This window comes from Devosia sp. FKR38 (genome assembly GCF_005222805.1).
Classification (GTDB): domain Bacteria; phylum Pseudomonadota; class Alphaproteobacteria; order Rhizobiales; family Devosiaceae; genus Devosia.
Map to the genome: position 1 here is coordinate 1,026,831 of NZ_STGC01000002.1, position 16,621 is coordinate 1,043,451.

Sequence of the window (16,621 nt, forward strand, 5' to 3'; positions counted from 1 at the left end):
CTTGTAAACGAACTTTGCCTCCGGTGTTGTGCCATGCTCGTCCACCCAGAGGAGCAGCCTTTCGCGGACTGCCTCGACCTCGCCCTTGGCGTCCAGCCAGGCTTTGTAGACGTGCGATGCCTCCGGTGCTGCGCCATGCTCGTCCACCCAGAGGACCAGCTTTTCGCGGACTGCCTCTGCCTCGCCCTTGGCGTCCAGCCAGGCTTTGTAGACGTGCGATGCCTCCGGTGCTGCGCCATGTTCGTCCACCCAGAGGAGCAGCTTTTCGCGGACTGCCTCTGCCTCGCCTTTGGCGTCTAGCCAAGCCTGGTAGACGAAACTCGCCTTGAGGGCTGTTCCGTTTCCGGCAAGCCACGGCCCAAGATGTGGCAACACCTCGTCGGGCTGCGTTCCCCACTTCAACAGTGATACGATCAGATAGTGGCTGTCGAGAGCCACCCGTGCCGCGAAAAGCTGTTCAATGACATCGTTGTGAAAACGCTCGGGATCAAACGCATGAGCGCAGCGCAGGACCATGTTGCTTGCGTGTTGAAAAGCAACTGCACTGCCGAGCGGCACGTTCAACGCCAATTCAGCCGTCGCCCGGTCGATAACCGTCCGGCCCTTCGTGGCTGCCCATTCGGCAGCTCGCGCAAGGGTCACATGGGCCTCCGGCGCTTCAGACAAACGCGTCCTTAGCACGTCGGAGGATGCAAGCAGAGCGATCAACTCTGAGGGGGGCAGGAGCCGGCTCTTTATCAGCGAAGGAAGGGCCGCAAGTGTCTTTTCATCGTCACAGGCCATCAAGGCTTCAATCAGTGCCTTGCCCGATAGCTTCTGAAATACGGGGTGATCGCCCAGTCGATCCAAGGCAGCCATGAAACGATCGAGGCGGTCGTCGTTCAGCGCCGTCCGCCCGATATCCTGAACCCGATCCTGCTCTATCCCCGGCATCGCCGACAAATGGCGTGCGAGGGTCGCATCCGCCAGCACGTCGTGAGCAGCCGAATAGGCGTCGCCCTCTGCCTCGATCCAGCGGTCAGCTTTCAAAATGTCGAAGACATCGCGCCGCAAGTCGGAACTGGCACGAAACGCATCGACTTCAGCCTTTGGCATCGGCAGGCGCACCGCAAGATCTGCAAGCAAGCCTTGGACAGGCTCCGAGGGAAAGCGGTCTTCGATAGCTTTGATCCGGACAGACGCCCAGCCTGAGAAGTCCTTGACTGCGGCCAAATTGCCGAACTGCAAGTCGAACTGGGCACGGTCCTTCTGAAAAAGAAATCCCGCGAATGCCGCCATTACCGGCAGGCCCTTGCAGGTTCTTGCAATTTCATCGGCTTGAGGAATGCCGAAATGAGCAACGATCTTTCGTACAACCCAGTCTGCATATCCGTCTTGGATTGTGCGTTCAGAAGGGTTTGTCGCCTCCGGGTGGAGGTCCGTTAGCTGGTCCGTGACCTTTTGAAGAGAGCTGGAGCGCGTCGAAGCGAGAATGGCGAGGCGGTGTCTGCCATCAGACGCCAGCCTGGCTGCGGCCTCGGGCAACCTATCGAGTTCCTCGAATGCCTCGGCATAGTCTATAAAGAGCAGCAGTTTGGCCGTGTCGGCATGGCTTTGGCAAATCGAGTCCAGTTGCGATACGCGTGCCTTGCGATCAAGGCGAATTGGCCACCAACCGGCTTCTCGGGCTTCCTCGCATATCTCAATCGATAGGCGGGTCTTGCCAACCCCGCCCGGTCCGAAAATCACCTGCGCCCTGGTATCATTGCCCTGGGTCAGGAACTGGACAATGGCATCGAACTGAGAGTCGGGCTTCCGCTCAGTCTCCGACATAAATAAATCGCGCGAGAAGTAGGGCAGGTTTCTATTTGCCAGAAACTGCTTGAACCCTCCCTCAGAACCGAAGCTAAGCGCTATTTCGCTATAGCCTTGCGGAAATCCGCCAAACCAGCGGTAGAAAAGCGGTGCGAAACTGGCACTTTTGCCGACAAGGTCATCCCAATATCGCAAGTCAATCGCCACATGCGCCAGATGGCTCAGCTCGTCGTGCGCTTTGGATTGCTCCACAAAGAACGCTGAAATGGAGCTTCGCAGTTGGTTGCGCTCATCTGCACTTGGGCAGATTGACGACGTAACGAAGGTGTAAGTCCGTACATCGCCTTCAGATCTCAACCATGGACGGTACTTTTTTCGCCTACTCTCGTCTCCACGGGCAAGGGGCAGAAGGTTATCTTCAAGATGGCGCTTAACTTCGCTCCAACGCTCCGCAGCGGTTGATTTTGTATCGGCCCCGATGAATTTGCATTCCACAATTCGTTGAGTTTTTTGACTGGCGTCAGCAATATCAATTGCCCCGTCTGCTCCGCGCGCCAGCCCCCGGACAAGATTTTCTCTCGGCGATTCACAGCGAAAGAACTCGTCCACAAAGCGTTCAAACGCGGCACCGCTATCCTCTCGATCGAGAATGCGGCTATCAAAGCGCTTTGCCGTAAAGTCATTCATTGGGTTCGTACATTCAACTAAATGCGCCCCCGCGGCGATCCAAAGAAAACATGGCCTTAAATGACTGTAGTGGTGACCAGAGGTTCATCCTATTGTTTGGAAGCCCGATTTCAAGCGGCGTCATTCACAAAAGACCGCAGCGCCGCACTCAGCGATTGGCTGCTCAAGGTGTCCGTTTCCCACCATTCCCGTTGATCCCGCCGCGCCTTTGTGGCATGTCCGCGCCAACACAAAGCGTACCGGCGGGTTCTGCCGGAGGAACGGGGTAGGGGTCTTGGCCCGCATAGTCGTCAAGTTCGGTGGCACGTCAGTGGCCACGGTCGAGCGCATCCGCCAGGCTGCGCGGCATGTGAAGCGCGAAGTCGAGGCCGGCAACCAGGTCGTCGTCGTGGTTTCGGCCATGAGCGGCAAAACCAATGAGCTGGTCGGCTGGGTCAATGAAGCCAGCCCGCTGCATGACGCCCGCGAATATGACGCGGTGGTCGCCTCGGGCGAGCAGGTGACCGCCGGGCTGATGGCCATTGTGCTCAGCGAAATGGGCATCCAGTCGCGGTCCTTCGCGGGCTGGCAGGTGCCGATCAATACTGACGACGCGCATGGCGCGGCGCGCATCACCGGCATTGACCCGACCGAACTCAACAAACGGCTCGACGATGGCTGGGTGCCTGTGATCACCGGCTTCCAGGGCGTGTCGCCGCATGGCCGGATCACCACGCTCGGTCGTGGCGGCTCGGACACCTCGGCTGTGGCGGTGGCGGCGGCAATCGCTGCGGACCGCTGCGATATCTATACGGACGTCGACGGCGTCTACACCACCGACCCGCGCATCGTGCCCAAGGCGCAGCGGCTGACCAAGATTTCCTTTGAGGAAATGCTGGAAATGGCCTCGCTGGGCGCCAAGGTGCTGATGATCCGTTCGGTGGAAATGGCCATGGCGCACAAGGTGCGCCTGTTGGTCCGCTCGACATTTGATGATCCCGATGCGCCACAGCTGGCGCCAGACGGGACGCCGGGCGTGCCCGGCACGCTGGTTTGCGATGAGGAAGAGATCATGGAAAAGCAGATCGTTTCGGGCGTGACGCTCGCCAAGGCCGAGGCCAAGATCACCCTGCGCGACGTCAAGGACAATCCGGGCGTGGCCGCGGCCATTTTCGGCACGCTGGCCGACCAGGGCATTATCGTGGACATGATCGTGCAGAACATCGCCGATGATGGCGCGACCACCGACATCACCTTCACTGTCCCCGACAGCGAATATGACAAGGCCATCAAGACGCTCAAGGACGCCGGCGAGCGCATCGAATATGCCCGTATCTCGGGCTCCAAGGGCGGCGCCAAGGTGTCGGTCGTGGGCGTGGGCATGCGCAGCCATGCGGGCGTGGCTTCGTCGATGTTCAAGGCCCTGGCCGACAAGGGCATCAACATCCAGCTGATCACCACCTCGGAAATCAAGACCTCGGTGTTGATCGATGAGCAATATGCTGAGCTTGCGGTTCGCGCCCTGCATACTTATTACGGTTTGGACAAGAAGGACGCGTAGGGCTCCGTCGAGGGGATGAGCCGCGTCCGATCAAGGGGGGCGGCTTTGCGGGGCCGTCTGAAGGCGAGATGGTCACGACGATAGGCGGCCCACGCGTACTGCTGCGGCAGTTGCGCGAGACGATGGCGGAGCCGCTGGCTTCGCAGGCGCGGCTCGACAAGATCGTGGGCCTGATCGCCGACAATATGCGGGCCGATGTCTGCTCGTTCTATGTGCTGCGCGACGATGGTGCGCTCGAGCTGTTCGCCACCAAGGGCCTGGCGGCCGAATCGGTGCATATGACGACGCTGCGGCTGGGCGAGGGCCTGGTCGGGCTGATCGCGGCCGAGGCCGAGCCGCTCAGCCTTGATGACGCGCCCAATCATCCCAGCTTCGCCTATCGTCCGGAAACGGGCGAAGAGCGCTATAATTCGTTCCTCGGCGTGCCAGTGCTGCGGGCCGGGCAGACGCTGGGCGTCTTGGTGGTGCAGAATGTCGAGCGCCGCCATTATGGCGAGGACGAAACCGAAGCCATGCTGACGACGGCCACAATTCTGGCCGAGATGATCGCCACCTCCGACTTCGACAATCTGATCAAGCCGGGGTCCGATATCGATCTCAGGCGGCCGCGCATGTTCACTGGCGTCAGTTTCACCGATGGCATCGCGCTGGGCACTGTGGTGCTGCATGATCCGCGCGTGGTGGTGACCAATTTCATCGCCGACGATACCGATGCGGAAAAGCTGCGGCTGGAGACGGCGCTGGAAAAGATGCGCGTCTCGATCGACGCCATGCTCGACCATGGCGACATGGCCGGCGCCACCGATCACCGCGAAATTCTCGAAACCTACCGCATGTTCGCCAATGATCGCGGCTGGGTGCATCGGCTGACCGAGGCCATCGACAATGGCCTCTCGGCCGAGGCGGCGGTCGAGCGGGTGCAGAACGATACGCGGGCGCGCATGATGCGCCAGACCGACCCCTATATCAGGGATCGTCTGCATGACCTCGACGATCTGGCCAATCGCCTGCTGCGCATGCTGACCGGCGACAGCCAGGCGCTGGCGCGCAAGGCGCTGCCCGACAATGCGATCCTGGTGGCCCGCAATATGGGGCCGGCGGAGCTCTTGGAATATGACCGCACCAAGCTGCGCGGCGTGGTGCTCGAAGAGGGCGGCACGACGGCCCATGTGGCCATTGTGGCGCGCTCGCTGGGGCTGGTGGCGGTGGGCCAGGCGCAGTCGATCGTCTCGATGTGCGAAAGCGGCGATGACATTATTCTGGATGGTACAGCGGGCGTGGTGCATCTGCGGCCGACGCCGGACATCGAGCAGACCTATATCGACAAGGTCAAGGTGACGGCCAAGCGCCGCGCGCATTATGCGGCGCTCAAGGACAAGCCGAGCGTGACCAGGGATGGCGTGGCGATCACGCTGCTGCACAATTCTGGGCTCGTGGCTGATCTGCCGATGCTCGACGATACCGGCGCGGCCGGGGTCGGGCTGTTCCGCACCGAATTGCAGTTCATGATCGCCAGCAAGCTGCCCAAGCTCAGCGAACAGGCCGAGCTCTATGGTGAGGCCATGGCCATTGCCGGCGAGCGGCCGGTGGTGTTCCGCCTGCTCGATATCGGTGGCGACAAGGTGCTGCCCTATCAGCGCTCGATGGCCGAGGAAAATCCGGCCATGGGCTTCCGCTCGATCCGGCTGGGGCTGGAGCGGCCGGGCCTGTTGCGCACGCAGATCCGCGCGCTGCTGCAGGCGGCCAATGGACGGCCGCTCAAGATCCTCGTCCCCATGGTCACCGAGACGTTCGAGTTCGTGCAGACGCGCGTGGTGGTCGACAAGGAAGTCGAGCGCCTGCGCCGCGCCGGCAAGCCGCTGCCCAGCAAGCTCGAGCTGGGCGTGATGGTGGAGGTGCCATCGCTGCTGTTCGAGCTCGACCAGTTGCTGCCGCTGGCGGATTTTGTCTCCATCGGCTCGAACGATCTGGTGCAGTTCCTCACTGCGTCCGACCGCGCCAATCCGCGCGTCGCCAAGAATTACGATCCCATCGGCATGCCGCGCCTGCGCGCCATCCGGCTCGTGGTCGAGGCGGCGCGGCGCTATAATGTGCCGATCACCATGTGCGGCGAGCTGGCCGGCAAGCCGCTGGAAGCGCTGGCGCTGATGGCGGTGGGCATGACGCGGCTCTCGATGGGCCCGGCCTCGATCGGGCCGATCAAGGAGCTGGTGCTGCATCTTGACCTGCAGCCGATCCAGCAGGCGGTGGCCGCCGCGCTGAGCGATGGCTCGAGCGGGGTTTCGGTGCGCGCGCTGCTGCAGGAATGGATCGAAAAGCAGCAGCTACCCGTCTAGCGCGCCCGATATCGCCGTCATGACGGCCTGCAAACGGCACCTTTCTGCGCTTCTGGTGCTCACGTACTCATGTACGCTCCGCTCCGGTTCTCGAAAGGCACCGTTTTCGGCTCGTCCTGACGGGGATCTCGGCGCACGCTAGTGCCCTCCTCACGACGGGGCACCCTCGCCTCGCGGCTGCGATATCCCTAAAGCGTGTCTCTTCAAGACTTGAAAGACTTCAGCCATTCTAGCGTGCCAGATATTGCCGTCATGACGGCCTGCAAACGGCACCTTTCTGCGCTTCCTTACCGGGGGCATCTTCTCGTGTGAGATCGCTTCACGTTCAGATTGACGTGGTGCTATCGCCCCCTCCCCCTTGAGGGGCGGGCCGGGGTGGGGGTGGTTCTGTGGACCACTGACGGACCCCCTCCCTCATTCCCTCCCCTCAAGGGGGAGGGAGGCAAAGGAGCCGCAAATCCACTGAAGGGTGAAACGATCTCGCGTCGGACTTGCCAGCCTGCACCCTTGCCTCGCGGCTGCGATATCCCTAAAGCGTGGCTCTTCAAGACGTGAAAGACTTCAGCCATGGCCTCTCTTCCCCAGGACAAGCTCGACGCGCTCGAGACGCGGTTCCAATATGTCGAGGCGGCGCTGTCGGGCGGTGCCGGGCCGGATGAGTTCGTCAAGTTCAGCAAGGAACATGCCGAGCTGGCGCCGATCGTCGAGCAGATCCGCGCCTATTCCAAGGCGCTGCGCGACCGTGCCGATGCCGAGGCGCTGCTGAAAAGCGGCGACAAGGAAATGGCCGAGATGGCCCAGGCCGAGATTGAGGAGCTGGACGAGCGCATCGCCCAGCTGTTCCAGGCCGTGCGCGTGCTGCTGCTGCCCAAGGACGAAGCGGACGAGAAGTCGATCATTCTCGAAATCCGCGGCGGCACGGGGGGCGATGAAGCCGCGCTGTTCGCCGGCGACCTGTTCCGCATGTATGAGCGCTATGCCGCCGGCCATGGCTGGAAGGTCACGGTGATGGAAGAAAGCCCCGGCGAAATGGGCGGCTACAAGGAAATCATCGCCAATGTCTCGGGCAAGGGCGTTTACGCGCGCATGAAGTTCGAGAGCGGCGTGCATCGCGTGCAGCGCGTGCCGGCCACCGAAGGCTCGGGCCGCATCCATACCTCGGCCGCCACCGTGGCCGTGCTGCCGGAAGTGGAAGACATCGACATCGAGATCCGCAATGAGGATATCCGCATCGACACCATGCGGGCCTCGGGCGCTGGCGGCCAGCACGTCAACACCACCGACTCGGCGGTGCGCATCACCCATATTCCCTCGGGCCTGGTGGTCACCTCGGCCATGAAAAGCCAGCACCAGAACCGCGCGCAGGCCATGCTGGTGCTGCGCTCGCGGCTCTATGAGATGCAGCGCGAGGAGCGCGACAGCGCCCGCTCGGCCGAGCGCAAGGGCCAGGTGGGTTCGGGCGATCGCTCCGAACGCATCCGCACCTATAATTTCCCGCAGGGCCGGGTCACCGACCATCGCATCAATCTGACGCTCTACAAGCTCGACAAAGTCATCACCGGCGAAGCGCTGGACGAGCTGATCGAGGCGCTGATCACCGAGAACCAGGCGGCGCAGCTGTCGGCCATGGAGCAATCCAACTGAGTGGCCAGCCCAGCCTGGGGCAACTGTGGCGCGGCTGGCGCGATGTGCTGACGCGGCTGGGCTTTGAGACGGCGGCGCTCGACGCCAAGCTCCTCACCCAGCATGGCTTGGGCCTCGATGCCGTGGCGCTGGCGGTGCGCGAGCATGAGGCGGTGAGCGAAGCCGATGCGATCGCGGTGGCGGCCCTGCTGCAGCGGCGGATGAGCGGGGAATCGGTGGCGCGAATCATCGGCGAACGCGAATTCTATGGCCTGGCCTTTGGGCTCAATGCGGCAACGCTGGAGCCACGGCCCGATACCGAGCTTCTGGTCGATATGGCGCTGGGCGCAATGCCGGCGGGCGGGCGTCTGCTCGATCTGGGCACGGGCACGGGTTGCATTCCCATCGCCATTCTTGCCAACCAGTCCGACGCGATTGGCGTTGCTGTCGATCTCAGCGCCGAGGCGCTGGTGGCGGCAGAAGCCAATGCCGCGCGCCATGGCGTCACCGAGCGCATCGCGCTGCGCCACGGCAGCTGGTTCGAACCGCTGCAGTCTGGCGAGCGCTTTGATCTCATCGTCTCCAACCCGCCCTATATTGCGTCTGACATTGTCGAGACGCTGGCGGCCGAGGTGCGCGATTTCGATCCGCGCCTGGCGCTCGATGGCGGGCCGGATGGGTTGGCGCCCTATCGCATCATCGCGCAACAGGCGCCGGCCTGGCTCAAGCCCGACGGTCATGTGTTGCTCGAGATCGGCTATGACCAGGGCGCGGCGGTTTCGGCGCTGCTGCTGGAGGCCGGCTTTGCCGATGTCACGGTGCATCGCGATCTCGGCGGGCAGGATCGGGTGGTCTGGGCCCAGGGGCTGGACGCCTCCTAAGGGTACCCAATCAGCCCGTCACAATTAGTGCTGGCAAATCGGGCGCAAACCCTCTATTCTATGCAGGCTGTCAACGGCGCTTCATGAGCGCCACGGCGACATGCCATCCGACACATCCGGAAACTGCAGATTGCAGTGCGGTTCCAGCCCAGGCTGGGATGACGCGGGCCGGTTCGGACGCCGTAAGACGGTTTCGGTCTTCATGAAGCCATGATAGAGCCCTGCGGGTTGAGACTTCGGTCTTCGCGGGGAGCTGCCCGACCAGGCATGATGCCGGTCCGCCAGCAGTGTGACGCTTATTTTTCTAGAGTTAGATAAAGCGACCAGATGAGACCCAATAACCAGAATAACAAGAACCGTCAGCGTGGCCGCAACGGCGGACGCAAGCACGTCAACCCGCTGTCGCGCAATTTCGAGAGCACCGGTCCGGACGTCAAGGTGCGCGGCAACGCTGCCCATGTCGCCGAGAAGTATCTGCAGCTCGCCCGCGACGCGCAGTCGAGCGGCGACTCGGTGATGGCCGAGAACTATCTGCAGCATGCCGAGCATTATTTCCGCATCGTCTCCAGCGCCCAGCAGGCCCAGAACGGCCAGCGGCCCGATGGCCAGGACGATGCCGATTACGATGACGATATGCCCGAGATGAACTCGCGCTTCTCCTCGCCGCAGCCGCAGCCCCAGCAGCAATATGTGCAGCAGGATGGCGACGAGCAGCCCGAGACCCAGCAGGGTGAACAGCGTCCGCCGCGCCAGGATCGCCAGGATCGCCCCGAGGGTGATCGGCCGTCGCGCAATGATCGCAATCGCCAGCGCCCGGATCGCGAACGTCCGGCCCGCGTCGAAACCGTCGAAGCCGATGGCACTGCCGCCCCCGTGGCCGCCGCTGCCGCCCCGGCCGCCGAGGCCCCCGGGGTCGAGGCTGCTGCCGAAGGCGAAGCGCGCAAGCCGCGCGAGCGTCGCCCGCGCCGTCGCCGCCCCGCCGGTGGTGATGGCGGTGCCGATCTCGCCGGCGCCGAGCAGCCAGATGTGGGCGAATTGCCCGCCTTTCTGACCGCCGGCACCAGCAGCGCCAGCGAATAAGACGCGCAGAACTGAAATTAGGCCGGGCAGCAATGTCCGGCCTTTTTCTTTGCAAATCTGCCCCCATATAGCCTGTAGTGACGGATCAGCGCTGCCTGTCAGGCGATCCGCCATACGACGCTTCCGCTGTGATTTCGGTGCCTTTTGGGCCGGGACGCGGGCGAGATCAGGAGAGTTGCATGAACATCGAGAAATATACGGAACGGGCCCGTGGGTTCATTCAGAGCGCCCAGACCATTGCGCTGGGCAAGGGGCACCAGCAGTTCGCGCCCATCCATCTGCTCAAGGTGCTGCTGGATGACGACCAGGGCATGGCCAATGGGCTGATCGAGCGCGCCGGTGGCGACGCCAAGCGCGCCCGGGCCGGTGTCGAATCCGAGATCGCCCGCATCCCCAGCGTCTCCGGCGATGGCAGTCAGCTTTATCTCAGCCGCGAATTGGCGCGGGTCTTTGACACGGCCGAAAGCGCCGCGCAGAAGGCCGGCGACAGCTTTGTCACGGTCGAGCGCCTGCTGCTGGCGCTGGTGGTGGAAAAGGACACCGAGGCTGGCAAGATCCTGGCATCGGCCGGCGTGACCCCGCAGGGGCTCAATGCCGCCATCGAGGCGATCCGCAAGGGCCGCAGCGCCGATTCGGCGACGGCCGAGAACAGCTATGATGCGCTCAAGAAATATGCGCGCGACCTGACCGCCGATGTGCGCGAGGGCAAGCTGGATCCGGTGATTGGCCGCGACGAGGAAATCCGCCGCACCATTCAGGTGCTGAGCCGCCGCACCAAGAACAATCCGGTGCTGATCGGCGAACCCGGCGTCGGCAAGACCGCCATTGCCGAGGGTCTTGCCATCCGCATCGTCAATGGCGACGTGCCGGAATCGCTCAAGAACAAGAGCCTGCTCTCGCTCGACATGGGCGCGCTGATTGCCGGCGCGAAATATCGCGGCGAGTTCGAAGAGCGCCTGAAATCGGTGCTGAGCGAAGTGACTTCGGCCGAGGGGCAGATCATCCTGTTCATCGACGAGATGCATACGCTGGTCGGCGCCGGCAAGAGTGACGGGGCCATGGACGCGTCCAACCTGCTCAAGCCCGCTTTGGCGCGTGGCGAGCTGCATTGCGTGGGCGCGACGACGCTGGACGAATATCGCAAGCATGTCGAGAAGGACCCGGCGCTGGCCCGTCGCTTCCAGCCGGTGTTTGTCGATGAGCCGACGGTGGAAGACACCATCTCGATCCTGCGCGGGCTCAAGGAAAAATATGAGCTGCACCACGGCATCCGTATCTCGGATTCGGCGCTGGTGAGCGCGGCTACGCTGAGCAATCGCTACATTGCCGACCGCTTCCTGCCCGACAAGGCCATCGATTTGATGGACGAGGCGGCGGCGCGGCTGCGCATGGCCGTGGACAGCAAGCCCGAGGCGCTGGACGAACTCGATCGCCGCATCATGCAGCTCAAGATCGAGCGCGAAGCGCTGCGCAAGGAAGAGGACGAGGGCTCGCGCATCCGGCTTGAGCGGCTCGAATCCGAACTGGCCGGACTGGAAGAACAGGCCCAGGGCCTGTCCGCCAAATGGCTGGCCGAAAAGGAACGCCTGCAGGGCAGCCAGAAGCTCAAGGAGGCGCTGGATGCCGCGCGCAGCCAGCTCGAGATTGCCCAGCGTCAGGGTGACCTGGCCAAGGCGGGCGAGCTGGCCTATGGCGTCATTCCGGACCTCGAAAAGCGCATTGCCGCCGCCGAGGATGCCGATGGTGACGGCACAGCCGACGCGCGCATGGCCGCCGAAGTGGTGACGCCCAGCGATATCGCCCAGGTGGTGAGCCGCTGGACCGGCATTCCGGTGGACCGGATGCTCGAAGGCGAGCGCGAAAAGCTGCTGCATATGGAAGAGACCCTTGGGTCTCGGGTGATCGGGCAGGCCGAAGCCGTGGCCGCGGTGGCGCGCGCCGTGCGGCGCTCGCGGGCGGGGCTGCAGGATCCGAACCGGCCGATCGGCTCGTTCATGTTCCTGGGGCCGACCGGCGTGGGCAAGACCGAGCTGACCAAGAGTCTGGCGCAATTCCTGTTCGATGACGAGACCGCCATGGTGCGCCTCGACATGAGCGAGTTCATGGAGAAGCACTCGGTGGCCCGGCTGATCGGCGCACCTCCGGGTTATGTCGGCTATGACGAAGGCGGTGTGCTGACCGAAGCGGTGCGGCGTCGCCCCTATCAGGTGGTGCTGTTCGACGAAATCGAGAAGGCGCATCCGGACGTGTTCAACGTGCTGCTGCAGGTGCTCGATGATGGTCGGTTGACCGACGGGCAGGGGCGCACGGTGGATTTCCGCAATACGGTGATCATCCTGACCTCCAACCTTGGGGCCGAATATTTGGTCGAGCTCAAGGACGGGGACTCGGTGGAGCTGGTGCGCGGCCGCGTGCTCGACATGGTCAAGGCGGCCTTCCGGCCGGAGTTCCTCAACCGTGTCGACGAGATCCTGCTGTTCCATCGGCTGGGTCGCGAACACATGGGGGCGATTGTCGACATCCAGTTCCGCCGGCTGCAGGAGCTGCTCAAGGAGCGCGACATTGGCCTCGAGCTCACCGCCAAGGCCCGCGACTGGCTGGCCAATGAGGGCTATGACCCCGCCTATGGGGCGCGTCCGCTCAAGCGCGTCATCCAGCGCAGCGTGCAGGACGAGCTGGCCGAGGAAATCCTGGCCGGTCAGGTGCGCGATGGCAGCCGGGTGACGGTGGATGCCGATGACGAGGGCATTGTGCTCAAGCCGGCCACGGCCATGGACGCCGCGGCCTGATCCTGAGGCGCTCGCAAAAAGACAAGGCCCGCCGCTCCCGCGGCGGGCTTTTTGTTGGGGCCGGCTGTCTGCCTCAGGCGAATTTTACGTCTGGCTCAGGCGATGACGGTCTCGCGGCTGTCGCGCAGCGGGGCGGGGGCAAAATCCTTGTTGAGGACGCTGACGCCGCGCAGGGTGTCGGCCGGATTGGGGCAGGTGATGAAGATGGGGTCGCAGGCGCGCTGGTCCTGTTCAACCACGGCAATGTCATTGCTGTTGGGCTGGGCGGCATGGGCGGCGGTGGCCGACAGAGCGAGAACGAGGGCGAGGAAAGCGGTGCGGATCATTTTGGGCTCCAGGGGCTGGGTGGGTTGCGATGACCCTGTTGTAGGCCGACTGCTGCGCCAGCGCTGTTCCGCGCGGTACAGGCGCCGGCTTGCCTTGGGAGCGGTTCTGCACTAGAACAAACAAAGAACAAACAGGTGACCCATGACCGAGATCATCGACTATATCGAATTTCCCTCCAGCGACCGTGCCGCGACCATGGGCTTTTTCCAGGCTGCCTTCGGCTGGGGCCAGACCAGCTATGGGCCGGACTATGACGCGGTCGAGGGCGCCGGCATCGAGGGCGGCATCGACCAGAGCGCCGATCGCGTCGCGGCGACGCTGGCCATTGTGCGCAGTGTTGATCTCGATGACACGGAGCGGCGCGTGCTGGCGGCGGGCGGCGTGATCACCCGGGCGCAGTTCGATTTCCCCGGCGGGCGCCGGTTTTACTTCCGGGCGCCGGGTGGCGTCGAGATGGCGGTGTGGGCGGCGCGGGACTAGGCCGGCGCATCGGGCCGGACAGCGCTGTGCCTCCCCCGGTCAGGGGGGGGCGCACGGGGCAGGGATCAGGGGGAGGGCGCTCGGGTGCCCGTCGCGCCTCAGTTGGTCTGGGCGACGGTGACCGGCGCCGGATCGCGGGCCATCAGGTCGTTGATCTGGGCGATGGTCTGGTTGAAGCGGGTCTTGTACTGCTGGGCCAGCACATTGTCCTTGGGCAGCTTGACGCTGAGCGGGTCAACCAGATTGCCGTTGATCAGGATTTCAAAGTGCAGATGCGGGCCGGTGGACTGGCCGGTCGAGCCGACATAGCCGATGATCTGGCCCTGGCGCACGCGGCTGCCCACGCCCAGGCCGTCGACATAGCGCGACATGTGGCCATAGGCGGTTTCATAGCCGTTGACGTGCTGGATCTCGACCTTGTTGCCGTAGCCGGACTGCCACTTGTAATATTTGATCACGCCATCGCCGGCGGCATAGATCGGCGTGCCCGAGCGGGCGGCCAGGTCGATGCCGGTGTGCAGCTTGCGGGTGTGGAAGATGGGGTGGATGCGGTAGCCGAAACGCGAGCGCAGCGTGCCGCCGCCTTCCAGCGGCCGACGGGTCAGGAAGCGTTTGCCGGTTTCGCCGTCGGCGTCATAGAAATCCACCACGCCATCATCGGTGCCGAAGCGATAGAACTGGCGCGAGGTCGCGCCCAGGGTGAGCCCGACATAGAGCAGTTCGGTATGCTTGTCGGCATCGGGGGCCGTCTCGAGGATCTCGATGCCATCGCCGGGGGCGATTTTTTTGTTCATGTCCACATCATAGGCAAACATGCCGATGATGCGCTCGATGGTGGCATCGTCCAGATCGTGCTTGCGGCCGGTTTCCCAGATCGAGCGATAGACCGTGGGCAGGTTGGCCACGTTGATCTCTTCGGTGTCCTCATCGGGGAATTCGATGAAATCGGGTTCGATGCCCAGCACATATTGGCCGGTATCGGTCAGGGCCACCGTGGCGTCATGCTGATAGGTGTCGTCGGCGCGCGGCCCATATAGGCTCATGCGATAGGGAACCAGGCTCGTCGCCTCGCGGGTCAGCGGGCCATAGAGAATGCGCAGCCGCGTGCGGGCCGGCAGCTCCTGGGTGCGCAGCACATTGCGCAGCGCGTCCATCACCAGTTGCGACTGGTTGGCGGTAAAGCCGTTCTTGCTCAGCAGGTCGGGCAGGTCGGTGTCGTCCTTGAGCGTCAGGAAGCGCTCGGAGCGGCCGAGCCCGGCTTCGGAGGCCAGGGTGGTCTTGGGCAGCACGGTCACATTCTCGGCCACGCCGCCGATCTGGGTGGCGTCGGTCGACAGGCCCAGGTCGCGCACGGTGGGGCCCAGGGCCGCATAGGCCAGCGTCGGGGTGGAGGCGCCGACGATGGCGGTATCGGACTCGGTCAGGCCGCGCACGAACTGGGCGGCCGACTGGTCACTGATGGCGCGGGGCGGCACAAAAGTCAGGGGAATGGCGGCCAGCTTGACGGCCACCTCACCCTCGACCTCGGCGCCATAGACATCGGTGTTGACGTCAATGGCATTGGCGTCAGCCGACATGGGCTGGGTGGCCTTGAGAATGGCCACGGGGTCGTAATCGGGAATGCCCTCGGACAGAGAGGTCGCCGCCGTGGCCAGCGTGGCGCGGATGCGCACGAAGGGCTGGTTGCGGATCATGTCGCGGCCATTGACGGTTTCGCGGATCGAGGCCTCGATCACTTCCTGGTCGCTGCGGGTGGCGGCAACGGGCCGGGTGCGCGAGGTCTTGGCGGAGAGATCGGTGGGGAAGGTCTCGGCCGGCTTGGGGCGCGACAACTGCAGCGCCTCGTAAGCGGTCGAGAAGGTGTCCTGCCCCTGAAAGGAGACATAGAGCGCCGCGCCCATCAGCAGCACGCTGGTGAGCCCGGTCATCACGGTGCCGGTCAGCCAGGTGAAGCTGAGCTCGCGGCCGTGGGGAATGTCACCATCGGTGGATTGTACTGTCAGCGCCGGACCGTCTTCAAAGCCGGTCGCCTTGAGCAGGGCCGCGTGGCGACTCTTTTGCGCCCCGGTCAATGCACCATCCTTGGGTCTGCCATTGTCTTGTCCTTGGTCGCCGATCTTGCTGGCCGGCTCTGTCGCCTCGGACCCTGCGGTCCTACGCGCGCGAAGTCTATATCTAGCACGGGCCAAACGCGAACCAAACCCGTTCCGTAACCGGGACCCTTGGCCCGCGGGGGCCAAGCCGATGCGGGCCGATATCGACGCAAAATACGGCGGAACTGGGAAAGCGCCGGCCACGAGAGCGTGAGGACGGCGCGGCCAACAGCGCTGTGACCGGCCATGATCGATTTCTGCCAAGGAAATGAAATGTCTCGCGAAAAAGCCGACAGCAGCCGCAAAGCGCTGCAATCCCTCGTGGTTCAGTCGAGTTTTCCACACGCGGGGAAGCGGCGTGAATCACAAAATGACGGTTTTGTCGTCATGGGGGGTTTACAGGCAAATGGGTGCCCCCTATAACCCGCCCATCGCTGAAGAGCGCGGCGCCAAACGGCGGCGGGCAACGAAGCAAGCCTCTGAAAAACCTAAGTGATTAGCGATTTCAGGGTTTCAGAATTCGGATCGGAATGACGCTGTTCAAACCGGTCTAAAAACTGAAAAAGGGTGTTGACAGTCTTAAGTGACTTGAATACAACCCGGCGCACTGGACGACGTCGAGCGAGATGCTCCCACTGTTCTGGTGTTTTCTTTCAGAGGCGGTTCACTGCCGGTTTTACCGGAGAGGGTTCTGTGTTCTGTTGGGAATTGGAAGCTGAGGCTTCTGTGACGATTTTGCCGGCGACGGCGACATGGTCTGCTCTTTGACATTGTGAAGATAGAAGAAAGAGAAACGTGGACGGCGAGGTTCTTGCGAACTGAAGCTGGAAGCAATTCCGGTGGAAGTTAAAAGACTTTCGATGGGTGCACGTTTTCTAAGAGAAAACAGATTACTTTCGCAGACTTTTGTTTGCTGAGAGTAGTGTGAGTTCTCGTCAATCATGCAAACGTGCATTCAGCGACCATGTCAGATTTCAAACTTGAGAGTTTG

Annotated in this window: 10 protein-coding genes; 7 read left to right on the forward strand and 3 right to left on the reverse strand. The window is 63.2% G+C overall.

What is annotated here, in order from left to right; translation table 11 throughout:
* Window positions 1-2,481: hypothetical protein (locus E8M79_RS05055; protein WP_205747869.1), on the reverse strand; the 2,481-nt coding region annotated here is incomplete at its 3' end.
* 274 nt (window positions 2,482-2,755) lie between these two features.
* Here E8M79_RS05055 and E8M79_RS05060 point away from each other — a divergent pair.
* The 6 genes from E8M79_RS05060 (at window position 2,756) to clpB (ending at window position 12,730) form a co-directional block, all read left to right on the forward strand.
* Window positions 2,756-4,021: an aspartate kinase gene (locus E8M79_RS05060; RefSeq protein ID WP_137150812.1), complete on the forward strand. Its 1,266-nt coding sequence runs from the start codon at window positions 2,756-2,758 to the stop codon at window positions 4,019-4,021.
* 68 nt (window positions 4,022-4,089) lie between these two features.
* A complete protein-coding gene (gene ptsP / locus E8M79_RS05065; protein ID WP_137150813.1) occupies window positions 4,090-6,357 on the forward strand; it encodes a phosphoenolpyruvate--protein phosphotransferase in 2,268 nt (755 codons plus the stop codon).
* A gap of 567 nt (window positions 6,358-6,924) precedes the next feature.
* Window positions 6,925-8,001, forward strand: coding sequence for a peptide chain release factor 1 (gene prfA, locus E8M79_RS05070; RefSeq protein ID WP_137150814.1), 1,077 nt, complete (start codon window positions 6,925-6,927; stop codon window positions 7,999-8,001).
* A 23-nt stretch (window positions 8,002-8,024) separates the two neighbouring features.
* The gene (gene prmC, locus E8M79_RS05075) at window positions 8,025-8,861 is read left to right on the forward strand and encodes a peptide chain release factor N(5)-glutamine methyltransferase (protein ID WP_282568097.1); all 837 of its coding nucleotides are present in this window, start codon (window positions 8,025-8,027) and stop codon (window positions 8,859-8,861) included.
* Window positions 8,862-9,188: 327 nt separating this feature from the next.
* A complete protein-coding gene (locus tag E8M79_RS05080; protein WP_137150816.1) occupies window positions 9,189-9,941 on the forward strand; it encodes a DUF4167 domain-containing protein in 753 nt (250 codons plus the stop codon).
* A 179-nt stretch (window positions 9,942-10,120) separates the two neighbouring features.
* Window positions 10,121-12,730, forward strand: a complete 2,610-nt coding sequence (clpB, locus tag E8M79_RS05085; RefSeq protein ID WP_137150817.1) for an ATP-dependent chaperone ClpB — start codon at window positions 10,121-10,123, stop codon at window positions 12,728-12,730.
* Window positions 12,731-12,825: 95 nt separating this feature from the next.
* On the opposite strand, the gene E8M79_RS05090 is transcribed toward clpB, so the two are convergent.
* Entirely contained in the window at window positions 12,826-13,056 is a 231-nt protein-coding gene (locus E8M79_RS05090; protein ID WP_137150818.1) for a hypothetical protein, read from the reverse strand.
* Window positions 13,057-13,198: 142 nt separating this feature from the next.
* On the opposite strand from E8M79_RS05090, the gene E8M79_RS05095 reads away from it, so the two are divergent.
* Window positions 13,199-13,537 (forward strand): VOC family protein, encoded by a 339-nt coding sequence (locus E8M79_RS05095; RefSeq protein ID WP_137150819.1) that lies wholly within the window; start codon window positions 13,199-13,201, stop codon window positions 13,535-13,537.
* Between the two features lie 98 nt (window positions 13,538-13,635).
* Here E8M79_RS05095 and E8M79_RS05100 read toward each other — a convergent pair whose 3' ends face one another.
* Entirely contained in the window at window positions 13,636-15,609 is a 1,974-nt protein-coding gene (locus E8M79_RS05100) for a M23 family metallopeptidase (RefSeq protein ID WP_137150820.1), read from the reverse strand.
* Window positions 15,610-16,621 lie beyond the last annotated feature (1,012 nt).